Consider the following 15,173-nt stretch of genomic DNA (forward strand, 5'->3'; position numbering starts at 1 on the left):
TCGGCCCGGTGACGCTCCCCTACGCCATCGCCCTGGCGAACGAAGGGGTTGGGGAACGCCCTCACCGTCCCCCGAGGCCGGGCGATCTGCTCACACCGTCGCCGAGCGGCCCGGTGCGAATTGCCGGATACTGGCCTCGGTGGCACCGTCCGCCAGGAGGTCGCCCAGGGCCTCGCCGATCGCCGGTGCGTACTTGAATCCTCCGCCCGAGAATCCGACGGCGACCGCGACGTGCGCCGCGCCCGGGAGCAGCCCGACGACGGGGCGGCCGTCCGCTGTGTACGACTCCACGTGCACCGAGGTCTGCACCGGACGCGGGTTGAGCCCGGGTAGCCGGCGCCCGACGACATCGCGGATCTCCGCCAGGTGGTCGGCGGCGAGGTGGGGATCCGGGCGCGCCGGGTCGGCCACCTCCGGGTGCGGGCGGCTCTTCACGCCGATCTTCACCGTTGCCCCGTCCAGGCTGGGAAAGCCGTAGATGGAGGCGCCGTCCGGCATGGCGACGCGTTCGAAGACCGGAAAGCGTTCCGCGCCGTACAGCGAGAGGTCGTCCGGTACGAACCAGGTCTGCGCCAGCCGGCGCGCGGTCAGCCCGGCCACTCCGATCGCCTCCCGCAGCCCGTCCGGCAGCAGCGTGGCCGCCCAGGCGCCGGGGGCGACGACCACCGCGTCGAACGTCTCGCTGTGCGGTCGGTCCGCGCCGCTTCGGTAGGTCAGCCCGACGGTCTCGGACCTCACGTCGATGTCGAGGACCTCGGTGTCGTGGCGCACGGTCGCCCCGAGCGTCGTGGCCTGTTCGATCGCGGCGAGGATCGCCGGCTCGGGACGGAGAAAGCCGGTCGCCGGGTCATGGACGGCGATGTCCTCATCCTCGACGGCGTGCTGGGGGAAAGCCTGCCGCACGTCGTGTGCGTCGAGGACGCGATGGGCCAGCCCCCAGTTCTCGCAGCTGGTCACGGCCTTCCGAACGGAGGTGCTGCCGGCGGGGCCGAGGATCAGTCCGCCGGTCTGCTCGAGCAGCCGCCGTCCGGTCGCCTCCTCCAGCCGGCGCCACAGCTGCTCGGCCCGGAGGACCAGCGGCGGCAGGTCCGGGTCGCCCATGCTGATGACCGCGAACCGGCGGCTCTGCCCGCCGGAGGCCCCGCGGTGGTGCGGGACGCCCCAGCGATCGAAGGCATGCACCTCCAGGCCGCGCTCGGCCAGCTGCCAGGCGGCCATGCTCCCCACCGCTCCGGTCCCGATGACCGCCGCCCTCCTTCGAGCGGTTCCGGCGAGTCTCATGAGGCCAGCGCCGGGGCGGCGAGGTACTTGAGGTTCTGGTATTCGACGAGTCCTTCGGCGCCGCCCTCCCGGCCGAGCCCGGACTCCTTGATCCCGCCGAACGGCGCGGCCACGTGGGACAGCAGCCCCCGGTTGATGCCGACCATGCCGCTGTCCAACCGGCCGGCGACCCGGGCGATCCGGTCGCTGTCGCGCGCCACCAGGTACGCCGCGAGCCCGAACGGGGTGTCGTTGGCCAGCGCCACCCCCTCGTCCTCCGTCCGGAACCGGCGGATGCCCGCGACCGGGGCGAAGACCTCCTCCTGCTGCAGGAGAGCGTCGGCGCTGAGGTGGTCCAGCACCACAGGGGCGAACCAGCTGCCGGGACCGCCGGGTGCGTCGGCACGCCCCAGCAGCGTCGCCCCCTTCGCGACGGCGTCGTCGACCAGCCGGTCGGCCTTGGCCACCGCGCGGTCGTCGATGAGCGGGCCGAGGTCGACGTCCGAGGTTCCCAACCCGACCCTGATCGCGGTGAGCGCCTCGGTGAGGCGGGCCGCGAACTCGTCGGCCACCGGTTCCTGGACGAGGAACCGGTTGGCGGCCACGCACGACTGGCCCCCGAGGCGCATCTTGGCGATGACCGCCTCACGGACCGCGAGGTCGAGGTCGGCGTCGTCGAAGACCAGGAACGGGGCGTTGCCGCCGAGTTCCATCGACGTGCGCAGCACGTGCGCGCCGGCCTGCTGCAGCAGCAGTTTCCCGACGGGGGTGGACCCGGTGAAGGACACCTTCCGCAGTCGTGGGTCGGCGATGAGCGTGCCGCAGACCGACCCCGGGTCCGTGGTGGTGACCACGGTGAGGACTCCTGCCGGGACGCCCGCGTCCCGCGCGAGTTGTGCGAAGGCCAGCGTGGTGAGCGGGGTGAGTTCGGCCGGTTTCAGCACGACCGTGCAGCCGGCGGCCAGGGCGGGCGCGACCTTGCGGGTGGCCATCGCCAGCGGCACGTTCCACGGGGTGATGAGCAGGCAGGGGCCGACCGGACGCGGGGCGGTGACGATGTGCCAGCTGCCGTCGGGGGTCGGGGTGCTGCGGCCGGAGCTGCGGACCGCCTCCTCGGCGTACCAGCGGACGTACTCGGCGGCGTAACGGACCTCGCCGCGCGCCTCGGCGAGAGTCTTGCCGACCTCGAGGGTGATGAGGGCCGCCAGGCGCTCCTCGTCGGCGAGCATCGCCTGGTAGAGCCCGTACAGGATGTCCGCCCGCCGCCGGGTCGGGGCGGCCGCCCAGGCGGGGAACGCGTCGTTCGCCGCGGTCAGCGCGAGCAGGGCGTCACCCGGCTCGCAGTCGGCGACGGCGGCGACCGGCCGGCCGAGCGCGGGATCGGCGACGTCGAAGGTCCGCCCGGAGCGCGGCGCCGTCCACTCGGCGGCCAGGAAGCCGCCGGGCAGCGACGCGGCCGCGGTCTCCGTGAGGTCGCGGTGCCGGGCGATGTCAGCCGGCCGCAGCGCCGACGCCTGCGCGGGCTCAGGCGGATTCGAGGGTACGGGCACGGTCGAGAGCGGACTTGAGGACGTCGGCGGCACGGGAGATCTCCTCGGCGGTGATGACGAACGGGGGACTGACGTGCAGGGAGTTGTCGGCCAGCAGCCGGGTGAGGACGCCCCGCTCCCGCGCGGCGCGCAGTACGGGCCGTGCGTCGACGTCGGGGGCGAGCTGGACCGCCGCGAGAAGTCCGGCACCGGCCCGGACGTCGACGACGGCTTCGTGGTCGCGCAGCGGGGTGAGGGCCTGGGCCAGGACGGGCTCGAGGTCCAGGACGCGCTCCAGCAGACCTTCCTCCTCGAGGATGCTCAGGTTCACCTCGGCGGCGACGCAGGCCGCGGCGTGGCCCGAGTACGTCAGACCGTGGCGGAACGTCGGGGCGCCGGGGGTTTCGGCGAAGAAGGGCTCCCAGACGCGCCGGGACACCAGCACGCCGCCCAGCGGCAGGTAGCCGGAGGTGATGCCCTTGGCCATGGTGAGGAGATCCGGCTCGATGCCGAAGCGCTGGCAGGCGAACCACTGCCCGACCCGCCCGAAACCGGTGATGACCTCGTCGGCGATGAGCAGGATGTCCAGGCGGCGGCACAGTTCGGCCAGCCCGGTGAGGTAGCCGGGCGGGGGCAGCAGCACGCCCCCGGTGCCGATGATCGGTTCGGCGATGACGGCGGCGACGTTGTCGGGTCCGAGCCGGAGCAGCTCCGCCTCGGTGGCGGCCAGGTCGTTCCACGGGACGCGGGCGGTCTCGGGGATCAGCGAGTCGCTGCCGTACCCGTCGCGGTTGCTCTGGATGCCCGTGATGCTCGTACCGAACCCGTGCAGACCGTGGTAGGCGTGCTGCCGGGAGACGATGACGCGCTTGCCGGGCCGCCCGGCCAGCTGCCAGTGCCGGCGCGCGAGCTTGCAGGCGGTGTCGACGGAGTCGGAGCCGCCGCTGGTGAGGAAGACCTTCGCGTCGGGGATGGGGCTCAGCTCCGCGAGGCGCTCGGCGAGCCGGATGGCGGGGCGGTTGGCCATGCCCTGGAACAGGTGGTACGTCTCCAGAACGTTCATCTGCTGACGGACGGCGTCGGCGATGCGGGTCCGGCCGTGTCCGACATTGGCGTGCCACAGGCCGGCCGGCAGGTCGAGCAGGTCCTGGCCGTCCTCGGTACGCACCGAGGCTCCCCGCCCCGACGCGATGACCGTGAGGGTTTCCTCGATGGTGGACATCGCGGTCTGCGGATGCCACAGGCTGGTGCTCGTCAAGAAAGGCTCCTCATCACATCGGGGTGGGGACTACGGGTGGGGAACGGTGCAGGTCAGGCGGCGACCACGACGTCCTCGACGACCTCGGCGTGGATGTGCAGCATCCGGGCCACCAGGCCGTTGCCGCGGGTGAACCGCAGGTCCTCCGGCGCCACGGGAGCGTCCGCGCCGGTGAAGAACGCGGCACCCTGGTCGATCGACTTGTCGGACTTGTCATCGGGGTAGAGCGGGTTGATCGTGTTCTCGATCTTCGGCCACAGGGCCCGGGCGGCCTCGGTGCTCTCGAACTCCAGCGTCATCACCAGCGTGTTCGGGATGAGCTCGCCGGCGCACTCGCGCAGGACCGAACCCCCGAGGTAGCCGGGGTGGCCCTCGAGGCTGCGCAGCCAGTCGACGAGGCTGGTGCGGGCATCCTCGATCTTGGTGGGCTCGGCAACGAAGATGAAGACGTCACGACGCTTGGACATGGTGTTCTCCTGTCTCGCCAGTGCGGTGGGGGTGGCTGTGAGGACTGCGCGGCAGGTCGTAGAAGACCGCGCCGCTGGCTCCCTGCGTGTCGTCATGGACGAGCCGGGCGCCGAAGGACTCCCAGAAGGCGATGGCGCCCGGGGAGTGGCGATAGGTGTGCAGAGCGATGGCCTCGTAGTGCCTCTCCTGGTCCGCGCGGTCGAGCACCGCGCGGACCAGGGCCCTGGCGATGCCGCCGCGGCGGGCCTCCTTGCGGACGTAGACGCGTACGAGCTGGCCGTGCCGGCCGTCCTCGTACCGGTCGACGACGTGTTGCGGGGTGAGGCCGGGCTTCAGCCGTCCGCTGCGGATGCCGCCCGTCGCCAGGACCTCACCCGTGCCGTCGTCGGTCACCACCAGGAGGAAGGGGCCGTTTCCCGGGGCGTAGTGGGTCATGGGGTCGTCGACGTCGGCGTGGATCCGCGGGTCGTAGGCGTCGCCGAAGTCCTCGGCGATGCTGCGCCGCATCACCGACTGGGCGCCGGGCAGGGTGCGCTCGCTCAGCGGGTGGATCGACCATTCCACGGGAGTCACCCCGCTCCCTGCGTGGCGAGCTTCGCCCGGTACGCCTCCCTGGCCTCCTTCGAGGCGTGGTGGCCGGACAGCTCGTGGAGGTCGTCGGGGATCACGCCGTCGAAGGTGGGGTGGACGTGGACGGTGACCCGGTCGAGGTTGCCCACCGCGTGCATCAGGGAGTGCTGCACGTTCTCGGCCACGGCGTGGGCCTCGATCATGCTCAGCCCGGAGTCGAGGCCGATCTCGGCGTCTCCCTCCATGCGGTGACCCGACCAGCGGACGCGGACCTCGCCGACGGACACGACGCCGTCGACGCCCGCGATGGTGGTGCGCATCCGGTCGATCGTTTCCGGCTCCACACCGTCCATGAGGCGGCGGACGATGATGATCAGGGAGTTGACCAGGATGCCGCTGATCGCCACGGCGATGAGGAGGCCGACGATGGCGTCGGCGCGGTCGAACCCGAGCCACACGCCGACCACACCGGCGATGACGGCGATCGAGGTGTATCCGTCGGCGCGGGCATGCTGGCCCTCGGCGATCAGCGCGGCCGAGCCGATGCGACGGCCGGTCCGGATGCGGTACACGGCCACCATCTCGTTGCCGAGGAAACCGACGAGCCCCGCGGCGAAGACCCACCACAGGTTGGTCAGCGGGTGCGGGTTGATCAGCGCGTCGATCGACTCCCAGATGATCAACCCGATCGAGGCGACGATGACCAGGGAGATGAACAGCCCGACCAGGTCCTCGGCGCGCCGGTAACCGTAGGAGTACTTCTTGGTCGCCGCGCGCCGGCCCAGCCGGAAGGCGATGATCAGGGGGATCGTGGTCGCGGCGTGCCCGAGGTTGTGGATGGTGTCGGCCAGCAGGGCGATCGAGCCGGACACCGCGACGATGACCATCTGGCCGATCGCGGTGGCCATCATGCCGGCCAGCCCGATCCAGGCCGTGCGGATCCCGTCCTGGGCCGACTCCTCGGCGCTCTGGATCGCGTCGTTGGCGTCGTGGGCATGCGGGATCAGCGTGTGCTTGACCCTCGCCCACAGGCCGGTGCCGTGGTCGTGGCCGTGGTCGTCGCCGTGGCCATGTCCGTGCCCATGTCCGTGGCCGTGCCCGTGGCCGGTGGCGGCCGAAGCCTCGGGCTCGTGGTGGTCGTGCCCGTGCCCGTTCACGGCGGCGGCGGGAGCGTCATCGTGCGGGTGGTCGTGCCCGTGCCCGTGGCCGTGGCCGTTAACGGGGGCGGCGGGAGCGTCATCGTGCGGGTGGTCGTGGCCATGTCCGTGTCCGTGGCCGTGGCCGTGATCGTCTGGGGTCGTGGAAGCTCGCATCGAGAGTCCGTTCATGCCGGCGGAGGGTGAGTCGCGGGACTGGGTGAGTGAGTCGCGGGGGCCGGGAGGGGGGTCGCGGGGCCGAGAGGGTGAGTCGCGGGACCGGGAGAGGGGCGGTCGGCTGCCGAGTGGCGTCTGCCGCGCCATCACATCTTGTCCACAACAGCCAGCGACGGTCAACTGTTGTCAACAATCTTCCGGAGACGAGGAGCGTACGGGCAGTGAAAATCAGCACCAATACCAGGCAATCAGCTCCTGAAGATCGACAGAAGCTGGGGAAACATACTCTTTACAAGCAGGCGGCTCGGAATTGTTGACAGCAGAGAATCGGATGCTTAGCGTTCCAGACACCACACGGCCAGTCGCCTCAGGCGGCTGACACCGAGCGTGACATCTCGCCGCTCGCACCGACGCTCCCACTCCCACCGGACCGACCCCCACCGGAGGAACTGCTCGTGGACCTGACCAGCGTGCGCCCCAAATACATCACCTTCGACTGCTATGGGACCCTGACCAGCTTCGATCTCAACCTCACCGTCAAGCCGCTGGTCGCCGACCGGATCTCCGAGGAGGACATGCCGCTCTTCCTCAAGGACTACCGCGCGTACCGGATGGACGAGGTGCTCGGCGAGTTCAAGCTCTACCCCGACGTGCTCAAGGACTCCTTCAGGCGCACCTGCGAACGCTGGGGCATCGGCTACCGCCCCTCCGACGGCGAGGCCATCGTGGCCTGCGTGCCGACCTGGGGTCCCCATGCGGACGTACCCCCGGCCCTGGCCAAGCTCGCCGACGCCTACCCTCTGGTGATCCTCTCCAACGCCGTCGACGAGGCGCTGCGGCACAATGTCGACCAGCTCGGCGCCCCCTTCCACAAGGTGTTCACCGCCGAGCAGGCCAAGGCTTACAAGCCGCGCTACCAGGCCTTCGAGTACATGCTCGACCAGCTGGGCTGCGAACGCGACGAGATCGTGCACGTCTCCTCGCACATCTGGTACGACCTGATCCCCGCCCACGAGCTGCGGATCCCGCACAAGGTCTACGTCAACCGCGGCTACGACCCCTCCACCCCCTTCTACCGGTACGCCGAGACCGCCGACCTGTCCGGCGTCCCCGCTGTGCTGGGTCTCTGATCGGGAGGAGGACGTCGTGAAGCTGACCAGCTACTGGCTCGACACCGCCGAACCGGCCGGCGACTTCCGCCGTGCCGAACTCCCCGAGCAGGTCGACGTCGCGGTCATCGGCGCCGGGTTGACCGGCCTGTCCGCCGCGCTGCACCTCGCCCGCCGCGGCGCCAGCGTCGCCGTGCTGGAGTCGCACACCGTGGGCTGGGGAGCCTCCGGCCGCAACGGCGGCATGGCCACGACCGGCCTGGCCATCTCCTTCCCCGCCGCGGTCAAGCGGTACGGCGCGGAGCGTGCGACGGCGATGTTCACCGCCTACGACGACGCGATCGACACCGTCGAGAAGATCGTCACCGACGAGGAGATCGCCTGCGACTTCGTGCGGTCCGGCAAGCTCACCCTGGCCGCCAAACCGGCGCACTACGCCGCGCTGGAGCGGTCGGCGGAGATGATCGAGAGACTCATCGGCCGCTCGGTCCAGCTGGTCCCCCGCGGCCGCATGCGGGACGAGCTCGGCAGCGACCGCTATCACGGTGCGCAGGTCGACCCGAACGGGGCGGGCGCCCACGTCGGGAAGCTGGTCATGGGGCTGGCCCGCGCCGCGGTCGGCCACGGGGCCCTGGTCGCGGAGAACGCCGCGGTGACCGGCGTCCGCCGCGTCGGCCCGGGCAACGGGCATCGGGTGCAGACCACGCGCGGCGTCCTGACCGCCTCCGACGTGCTCATCGCCACCAGCGGGTACACGGGGTCGCTGACCCCGTGGCTGCGCCGCCGCATCGTGCCGGTGGGCAGTTTCATCGTCGTCACCGAACCCCTGCCGGACGACCTCGTCGCCCAGCTCATGCCGCACCGGCGGATGGCGTCGGACACCAAGAACCTGCTGTACTACTTCCGTCCCACGCCGGACAACAGGTTGCTGTTCGGCGGGCGGGCCCGGTTCGCCCTGTCGGACGCCCAGTCGGACCTCAAGAGCGGCGAGATCCTGCGCAAGGCCGTCACCGAGGTGTTCCCGCGGCTGCGTGACGTCCGGCTGGACTACTGCTGGGGCGGGCTGGTCGACATGACGATGGATCAGATGGTCCACGCCGGCGTACGGGACGGGATGCACTACTCCGTCGGCTACAGCGGCCACGGGGTCCAGATGGCCACCCACATGGGCAAGGTCATGGCCGACGTCATCGGCGGCGACCCCACGGTCAACCCCTGGAAGGGGCTGGCGTTCCCGCCGGTTCCCGGCCACTTCGGGCCGCCCTGGTTCCTGCCGGCCGCCGGGGCGTTCTTCCGCGCGCTCGACGCCGTGCGCTGATCGATCCGCGAACGTGTGACGACCCGGAGGTACCCGAGTGTTGTACGTGCTGAGACGGTTCGCCGTCCTCGTGACGACCCTGCTGGTCGCCTCTTTCCTGGTGTTCCTCATCCCCTACGTCACGCCCGGCGACCCGGCCGCGCGGATCCTGCGGGCCAGGGTGGGCGACCTGGTCCAGGACCCGCAGACGCTGGCCCGCCTCCGGGTCGAGTACGGGCTGGACCGGCCGCTGCTCCAGCAGTACCTGTCCTGGCTGGGCTCGGCGCTGCAGGGTGATCTCGGCCGGTCGTTCACCAACGGCACGGAGGTCCTCCCCCAGCTGATGCGGGCGTTGTCGGTCACCGCCTCGATCGCCGTCATCGCCCTCCTGCTCGCCCTGTTCGTGGCGGTCCCGCTGGGAGCCGTCTGCGCGGTACGGCGCGGGACCCCGCTCGACGGGGCGATCACCGGCGTCACGCAGGCGTTCGTGGCCGTCCCGGAGTACTGGCTCGGCCCGGTCCTGGTCCTGGTGTTCGCCCTGCAGCTCGGCGTCCTGCCCTCCTCCGGCTGGCACGGGGTGGAGTCGATGGTGCTTCCCTGCCTGACCGTGGCGCTGCGGCCGATGAGCTACTTCACCCAGGTAGCCCGCTCGTCGATGATCGAGGTGCTCGAGGCGCCCTACATCACCGCCGCCCGCGGGCGCGGGCTGAGCTTCGCCCAGACCATGCTGCGACACGGGCTTCGCAATTCCGTTCTGCCGGTCCTGACCCTGTTCGCGGTCTGGCTGGCCGGCCTGCTCGGCGGGTCGGTCGTCGTCGAGGTCATCTTCGCCGTACCCGGAGTCGGGCGGCAGATGTACGACGCGGTCATCAACAACGACGTCCCGCTCATCCAGGGTGGGGTCGTGGCGGTCGTCGGCCTGGCCGTGCTCATCACCACCCTCACCGATGTCCTTTACACCGCCATCAACCCGAACGCGAGGACGAGCCGTGTCCGTGCTTGACGTCTTCGGCGACGACGCCCGTCGCGACGAACCCGGCGCCGCGCCTCCGCCGTCACCGGCCGAGACCGCCACCGCCCCGGCACGCCGCGGGCGCGGAACGTGGCCGCCGGCACTGCTGGCCGGGTCCATCCTGTTCGGGGTCATCGCCACGCTCCTGCTGCTGGCACCGTGGCTGGCGCCCTATCCGCCGGCGCAGCAGGACCTCGTCGCGCGCCTGGAAGGCAGCTCCGCGGCCCACCTGCTCGGCACCGACCACCTGGGCCGCGACGTGCTCAGCAGGCTGCTGGACGGGGGCCGGTTCTCCCTGGCCATCGCCTCGGTCACGCTGTTGATCTGCGCCGTCACCGGCACTCTCGTGGGGTTCGTCGTCGCGCGGCGAGGTGGCTGGCTCGACACCGTCGTCATGCGCGTCACCGACATCCTGCTGGCCTTCCCCGAGATGGTGGTCGCGCTCTTCCTCGTCGCGATCCTCGGCACCGGTGACCTGACGCTGGTGCTCGCCCTGACCATCGGCGGGTGGACGCCGTTCTGCCGGCTGGCCCGCGGCGTCGCGCTGGAGATCAACGGCCGTGACTTCATCGAAGCGGCTCAGGCTCTGGGGTGCTCGGGGTGGTTCATCATCCGCCGCCACCTGCTTCCCAACGCCCTGCCTCCGTTGCTGGCCCACGCGGCAGTGCGCTTCGGCCACAAGCTCATCACCGTCGGCGCCCTGTCCTTCCTGGGACTCGGCGTCCAGCCACCGTTCTCCGACTGGGGGTCGATGTTGTCCGAGGCCATCCCCTACCTGGACCGCTTGCCCATGCTGGTCCTGGCCCCAGGTGCCGCGATCTTCATCGCCGCCCTCAGCGTCACCCTCGCCGGTCGCGGCCTGGAGACGCGCCGGGCCCGGGCAGGGCGGTCCACATGAGCTGCGGAGTCCCGCCGCACCCGCGCGGCGGTCACACTGGAAACGATCACGCGCTCCTGCGACTGGAGAGCGCGAGCGGTGGGAACGGAACACGAACCCGGAGAAGCACACTCATGAGCCAACAGACCCCGGCCCCGGCGGGCAGGACCTCGAAGCGGACGCTGACGGAGGTGGTCACCGGGCTGTTGCGGGACCGCATCCTCGGCGGGGAGTTCCCGCCAGGGACCCAGATGAACGAAGTCGAGCTCGCGGCGTACTTCGAGGTCTCGCGCGGCCCGTTGCGCGAGGCGATGCAGCGTCTGGTGCAAGAAGGCCTGCTGGTCAGCTACCCCCGCCAAGGGGTCTTCGTCCCCACCCTGACCGCAGAGGACCTGGAGGACATCTTCGTCGCCCGCCAGGCGATCGAGCGGGAGGCACTGCGCCGGGTCACCGCCCGAGGGGTTTCCGCGGGCCTGGTCGCCGACCTCGAGGTGATCGTCGCGCGGATGAGGGACGCCGTCGGCCACGCGGACGAGAGCGCGCTGGCCGCCCTGGACCTCGCCTTCCATCGCCGGCTGGTCAGCGCCGCCGGCAGCACCCGGCTGGACCGGCTGTACGGCCTCATCGCCAACGAGATGCAGCTGTGCTTCCGGATGATCGTCGACAGCTACAGCGACCGTTCCAAGCTGTGGGCCGAGCACGAGCAACTGCTGCACGTCATCGCCAGCGGTGACAGGTCCGCCGCCAAGGCGCTTCTGGACCGTCACTTCGCCGAGGCCGGCGAGCTCCAGCCGGGGGCATCGGACCAGCCGCCCAAGCAGCGCCTTCGCCCTCACTCGCATCGCCACCAGGATGCGTCGGCCTCTCACGAACACGCCGACGGCTACCGCCACGGCGACGACCAGGAAGCCCCACCGCATCCCCGGGAGCAGACATGAGCGCGCGTCTGGAGGTCCGCGACCTGACCGTTCACGCCGGGCGGCCCGGACAGGCCCCACCCATCCTCGACCGCATCAGCCTGACCCTCGATCCCGGCGAGGTGCTGGCCGTGGTCGGCGAATCGGGGTCGGGCAAGAGCATGACCGCCCACTCGGTGCTGCGCATGCTGCCGGCCGGGTTGCACATGCACGCCGAGGGCCTGCGGCTGGGCGACCTGGACCTGCTCGCCGCCTCCTCACGGGCGTTGGACGGCGTACGCGGCCGGCGGATCTCCATGCTCTACCAGCAGCCCAAGCGCATGCTCGACCCGACCGCGACGGTCGGCAGCCAGGTCGCCGAGCCGCTGCGCAGGCATCTCGGCATGAGCAGGCAGGCCGCCCGCCGCCGGGTCGTGGAGCTGCTCGCCGCGGTCGGGATCCCCGATCCCGACCGCCGCGCCGGTGAGCATCCACACCAGATGTCCGGCGGCATGGCCCAGCGCGTCATGATCGCCATGGCGCTGGCCGCCCACCCGGACGTCCTCATCGCCGACGAGCCCACCACCGCCCTCGACGTCACCGTCGAAGCGCAGATTCTGCGGCTGATCGCCGCCATGCAGGTCGAGACCGGGATGTCGGTCCTGTTCATCTCCCACGACGTCACCACCGTCGCCTCCATCGCCGACCGCATCGCCGTCATGTACGCGGGCCGCATCGTCGAGGACGGACCGGCCGCCGAGGTCATCACCGCCGCCGAGCACCCTTACACCCAGGCGTTGTTGCGCTGCTCCACCCTGCAGACCGACGACACCGGCCATCTGCACACCATCCCCGGCAACGCCACCGCGGCACGCGCGGTCAGTCATGGCTGCCGCTTCCGCCCGCGCTGCGACGTCGCGGCCAGTGACGGGGAACTGGGCTCCCACTGCGACACCGAGGAACCCGATCTCGCCGGCTGCGGCACCCGTCACAACTCACGCTGCTGGGTCACCATCGACCCCCGACGACAGGTCCCGGCATGAACGACCCCGCGCAGAACTCCGGCATGAGCTCCGACATCGCCGTCATTGACCACGTCACCAAGCACTATCCGTTGGCGCGGAACGGCTTCGGGCGCCGGCCGCACGTGCACTCCGTCGACGACGTCTCCCTGACCATCCGCGAGGGGGAGGTACTGGGGCTGGTCGGCGAGTCGGGCTCGGGCAAGAGCACGCTGGCCCGGCTCCTGCTCGGCCTCGTCCCGGTCGACTCCGGACGGATCGAGGTCGATCGGCTGAGGGTCGGCAGGCTGCGCGGCGCCCAGCTCCGTCAGCTGCGCCGGTCGGCGCAGCTGGTCTTCCAGGACCCGCACTCCGCGCTGGACCCGCGCATGACGCTGCGGGAATCGCTGCTCGCCCCCCTGCAGCAACACCGCATCGGCACGCCGCAGGAACGCCTGCGACGGGTGACCACCGCGCTGGCAGAGGTCGGCCTGGACCACAGCTTCCTGGAGCGCCGGCCGGGCGACTGCTCCGGAGGGCAGCTGCAGCGGGTGGTCATCGCCAGAGCTCTCCTGCTGGAACCCAAGCTGCTCGTCTGCGACGAGCCCGTGTCGGCCCTGGACGCCTCGGTGCAGGCGACCATCCTGAACCTGCTGGTCGATCTGCGCCGGTCGCGCGGGCTGAGCATGCTGTTCATCTCCCACGACCTGAGGGTGGTGAAGTTCCTCGCCGACCGGGTGGCGGTTCTCTACCTCGGGCAGATCGTGGAGATGGCCACGCACGACGACATCTTCACGGGCGCCCTGCACCCCTACACGCTGGCGCTGCTGCACTCCGGTCAGGGACACCGCATCGACGCCGGTGAGCCGGACCAGCTGAAAGGCGAGCCGCCCAGCCCCGTCTCCCCGCCTCCCGGCTGCCGCTTCAACACCCGCTGTCCGCTGGCCACCGACCACTGCCGCACCGAGCAACCCGACCTCGTCGACAACGGAAACGGCCACCACGTCCGCTGTCACCGCTCCGCGGAGAGCCGGAGCCGGCTGGTCGTTGAGGAGATCCCCGCATGAGCCTGATGACCGGACAAACCGCCCCGTCCGCCGCCACCCGCTGGACTCCGCCCGGTAAGGCGTTCGCCGGCGGACGCTGGCGGGAGAGCGAACGGCACACCGCCGTCGTCGACCCCGAGACCGGCGCCTTCCTCGGCGAGGTCGCCGACAGCACCGCCGCGGAAGTACGCGCGGCCGTCGACGCGCTCGTGGACACCTTCCGGGCCGGCGCCGCCGCCGACCGTGCCGACTGGCCGCTGTGGCAGCGCCGGGAGGCCCTGCACCGGGCCGCCGACCTGCTGAGGCAGCATGCCGAACGGTTCACCGCCATCGTGGGCTCCGAGGGCTGCAAGACGATCAGGGATGCCCGCCGGGAGGTGGCCCGGGCGGCGGAGACCCTGCAGCTGTCCGCCGGTGCGGGACACGCCCTTCAGGGCGCCAGCGTGCCGTTCGAGGACACCTCCCGTGGCGCGGACCGGCTCGGGTGGAGCAGCAGGGAACCGCTCGGGGTCGTCGCCGCCATCACCCCGTTCAACGACCCGCTGAACCTCGTGGCGCACAAGGTCGGCCCGGCGCTGCTGTCCGGCAACGTCATCGCGGTCAAGCCCCACGAGGCGACACCGCTGTCCGCGCTCGCCCTCGCCGAGCTGCTCCTCGAGGCGGGCGTTCCCGGCGACCGGATCGCCGTGCTGCCGGGCGGCCCGACCGCCGGGCGGGAGCTGGTGTCGCACCCCGGCGTCGACGTCGTCTCCTTCACCGGTGGGATCCGCACCGCCGACGAGGTGGCCCGCCTGGCCGGCGCTCGGACCCTGCTGATGGAGCTGGGCGGGTCCAACCCCGTCATCGTCGACCACGGCGTGGACCTGATGGCGGCCGCGCGGGCCATAGCCGAAGGGGCGTTCGGGTGCGCGGGACAGAACTGCCTGTCGGTGCAGCGCGTCTACGTGGTCGCCCAGCACTACGACGAACTGCTCGGCCACCTGACCCATATGACCGCTCACCTGAGCGTCGGCAGCAAGCATGACGAGACGACCGACGTCGGGCCGCTGATCGACGCGGCGGCCGCGCGCCGCGTGGAGCGCCGGGTCGAGGAGGCCGTCGCCCGCGGCGCCGTCGTACGCGCGGGAGCGGTCCGCCAGGACGCCACGTACCAGCCGACCATCCTCACCGACCTCGCCCCCGACGACCCCATCGTCACCGACGAGATCTTCGGCCCCGTGGTCAGCGTGCTGCCCGTGGCCGATCTCGACGACGCCGTGAACCAGGCCAACCGCGCGGCCACCGGCCTTCAGGCCGGGGTCTTCACCCGCGACACCACCGCGGCCCTGCGCACGGCCCGCCGGCTGCGGGCCGGCGCCGTAATGATCAACGACACCTCCGACTTCCGCATCGACGCCATGCCGTTCGGCGGTTTCCACCGCAGCGGCATCGGCCGGGAAGGCGTCACCAGCGCCGTCGTGGCGATGACCGCACCCAAGGTCATCGCGGCCCGGCTGACCTCCATCAGCTGAGCTCCCTCACCGGCAACTCGTCATCC

General features: G+C 71.3%; 14 protein-coding genes. 8 read left to right on the forward strand and 6 right to left on the reverse strand.

Annotated elements, in window-relative coordinates; all coding sequences use genetic code 11:
- Positions 1–90 precede the first annotated feature (90 nt).
- The 6 genes from solA to AB0J87_RS25725 are packed head-to-tail and all read right to left on the reverse strand — an operon-like array spanning position 91 to position 6,398.
- Entirely contained in the window at positions 91–1,281 is a 1,191-nt protein-coding gene (gene solA, locus AB0J87_RS25700) for an N-methyl-L-tryptophan oxidase (RefSeq protein WP_363968969.1), read from the reverse strand.
- Positions 1,278–2,810, reverse strand: a complete 1,533-nt coding sequence (locus tag AB0J87_RS25705) for an NAD-dependent succinate-semialdehyde dehydrogenase (RefSeq protein WP_363968971.1) — start codon at positions 2,808–2,810, stop codon at positions 1,278–1,280. Before AB0J87_RS25705 ends, solA begins: the two co-directional genes overlap by 4 nt.
- A complete protein-coding gene (locus AB0J87_RS25710; RefSeq protein ID WP_363968973.1) occupies positions 2,785–4,047 on the reverse strand; it encodes an aspartate aminotransferase family protein in 1,263 nt (420 codons plus the stop codon). Before AB0J87_RS25710 ends, AB0J87_RS25705 begins: the two co-directional genes overlap by 26 nt.
- 53 nt (positions 4,048–4,100) lie before the next feature.
- Positions 4,101–4,514, reverse strand: a complete 414-nt coding sequence (locus AB0J87_RS25715; protein WP_350740211.1) for a hypothetical protein — start codon at positions 4,512–4,514, stop codon at positions 4,101–4,103.
- On the reverse strand, positions 4,498–5,088 hold the full coding sequence (locus AB0J87_RS25720; protein ID WP_363968975.1) for a GNAT family N-acetyltransferase: 591 nt from the start codon (positions 5,086–5,088) through the stop codon (positions 4,498–4,500). Before AB0J87_RS25720 ends, AB0J87_RS25715 begins: the two co-directional genes overlap by 17 nt.
- A complete protein-coding gene (locus AB0J87_RS25725; RefSeq protein ID WP_363968977.1) occupies positions 5,085–6,398 on the reverse strand; it encodes a cation diffusion facilitator family transporter in 1,314 nt (437 codons plus the stop codon). Before AB0J87_RS25725 ends, AB0J87_RS25720 begins: the two co-directional genes overlap by 4 nt.
- A gap of 455 nt (positions 6,399–6,853) precedes the next feature.
- Here AB0J87_RS25725 and AB0J87_RS25730 point away from each other — a divergent pair, with 455 nt between their 5' ends.
- From AB0J87_RS25730 to AB0J87_RS25765, 8 genes are all read left to right on the forward strand, one after another.
- Positions 6,854–7,528 (forward strand): haloacid dehalogenase type II, encoded by a 675-nt coding sequence (locus AB0J87_RS25730; RefSeq protein WP_363968979.1) that lies wholly within the window; start codon positions 6,854–6,856, stop codon positions 7,526–7,528.
- A 16-nt stretch (positions 7,529–7,544) separates the two neighbouring features.
- Complete coding sequence (locus tag AB0J87_RS25735) at positions 7,545–8,825, forward strand: FAD-binding oxidoreductase (RefSeq protein WP_350740199.1); 1,281 nt, start codon at positions 7,545–7,547, stop codon at positions 8,823–8,825.
- A 46-nt stretch (positions 8,826–8,871) separates the two neighbouring features.
- Positions 8,872–9,807 carry an ABC transporter permease gene (locus AB0J87_RS25740; RefSeq protein ID WP_363968981.1) on the forward strand — a complete coding sequence of 312 codons (936 nt, stop codon included), beginning with the start codon at positions 8,872–8,874 and terminating at the stop codon, positions 9,805–9,807.
- Entirely contained in the window at positions 9,794–10,714 is a 921-nt protein-coding gene (locus tag AB0J87_RS25745) for an ABC transporter permease (RefSeq protein WP_363968983.1), read from the forward strand. The genes AB0J87_RS25740 and AB0J87_RS25745 overlap by 14 nt, the downstream gene beginning before the upstream one ends.
- Before the next feature lie 113 nt (positions 10,715–10,827).
- Positions 10,828–11,631 (forward strand): GntR family transcriptional regulator, encoded by an 804-nt coding sequence (locus AB0J87_RS25750; protein WP_363968984.1) that lies wholly within the window; start codon positions 10,828–10,830, stop codon positions 11,629–11,631.
- Positions 11,628–12,632: an ABC transporter ATP-binding protein gene (locus AB0J87_RS25755; RefSeq protein WP_363968986.1), complete on the forward strand. Its 1,005-nt coding sequence runs from the start codon at positions 11,628–11,630 to the stop codon at positions 12,630–12,632. Before AB0J87_RS25750 ends, AB0J87_RS25755 begins: the two co-directional genes overlap by 4 nt.
- Positions 12,629–13,657, forward strand: coding sequence for an ABC transporter ATP-binding protein (locus AB0J87_RS25760; RefSeq protein ID WP_363968988.1), 1,029 nt, complete (start codon positions 12,629–12,631; stop codon positions 13,655–13,657). The genes AB0J87_RS25755 and AB0J87_RS25760 overlap by 4 nt, the downstream gene beginning before the upstream one ends.
- Positions 13,654–15,147: an aldehyde dehydrogenase family protein gene (locus tag AB0J87_RS25765; RefSeq protein WP_363968989.1), complete on the forward strand. Its 1,494-nt coding sequence runs from the start codon at positions 13,654–13,656 to the stop codon at positions 15,145–15,147. Before AB0J87_RS25760 ends, AB0J87_RS25765 begins: the two co-directional genes overlap by 4 nt.
- The last annotated feature ends 26 nt before the right edge of the window (positions 15,148–15,173 follow it).

Source organism: Nonomuraea sp. NPDC049625 (assembly GCF_040675285.1).
GTDB classification, from domain to species: domain Bacteria; phylum Actinomycetota; class Actinomycetes; order Streptosporangiales; family Streptosporangiaceae; genus Nonomuraea; species Nonomuraea angiospora_A.

Excerpts from the sequence above, each read along its gene's own strand:
- solA (WP_363968969.1), bottom strand. The coding sequence starts at position 1,281 with ATGAGACTCGCCGGAACCGCTCGAAGGAGGGCGGCGGTCATCGGGACC.
- AB0J87_RS25715 (WP_350740211.1), bottom strand. The coding sequence starts at position 4,514 with ATGTCCAAGCGTCGTGACGTCTTCATCTTCGTTGCCGAGCCCACCAAG.
- AB0J87_RS25725 (WP_363968977.1), bottom strand. The coding sequence starts at position 6,398 with ATGCGAGCTTCCACGACCCCAGACGATCACGGCCACGGCCACGGACAC.
- AB0J87_RS25750 (WP_363968984.1), top strand. The coding sequence starts at position 10,828 with ATGAGCCAACAGACCCCGGCCCCGGCGGGCAGGACCTCGAAGCGGACG.
- AB0J87_RS25755 (WP_363968986.1), top strand. The coding sequence starts at position 11,628 with ATGAGCGCGCGTCTGGAGGTCCGCGACCTGACCGTTCACGCCGGGCGG.
- AB0J87_RS25760 (WP_363968988.1), top strand. The coding sequence starts at position 12,629 with ATGAACGACCCCGCGCAGAACTCCGGCATGAGCTCCGACATCGCCGTC.
- AB0J87_RS25765 (WP_363968989.1), top strand. The coding sequence starts at position 13,654 with ATGAGCCTGATGACCGGACAAACCGCCCCGTCCGCCGCCACCCGCTGG.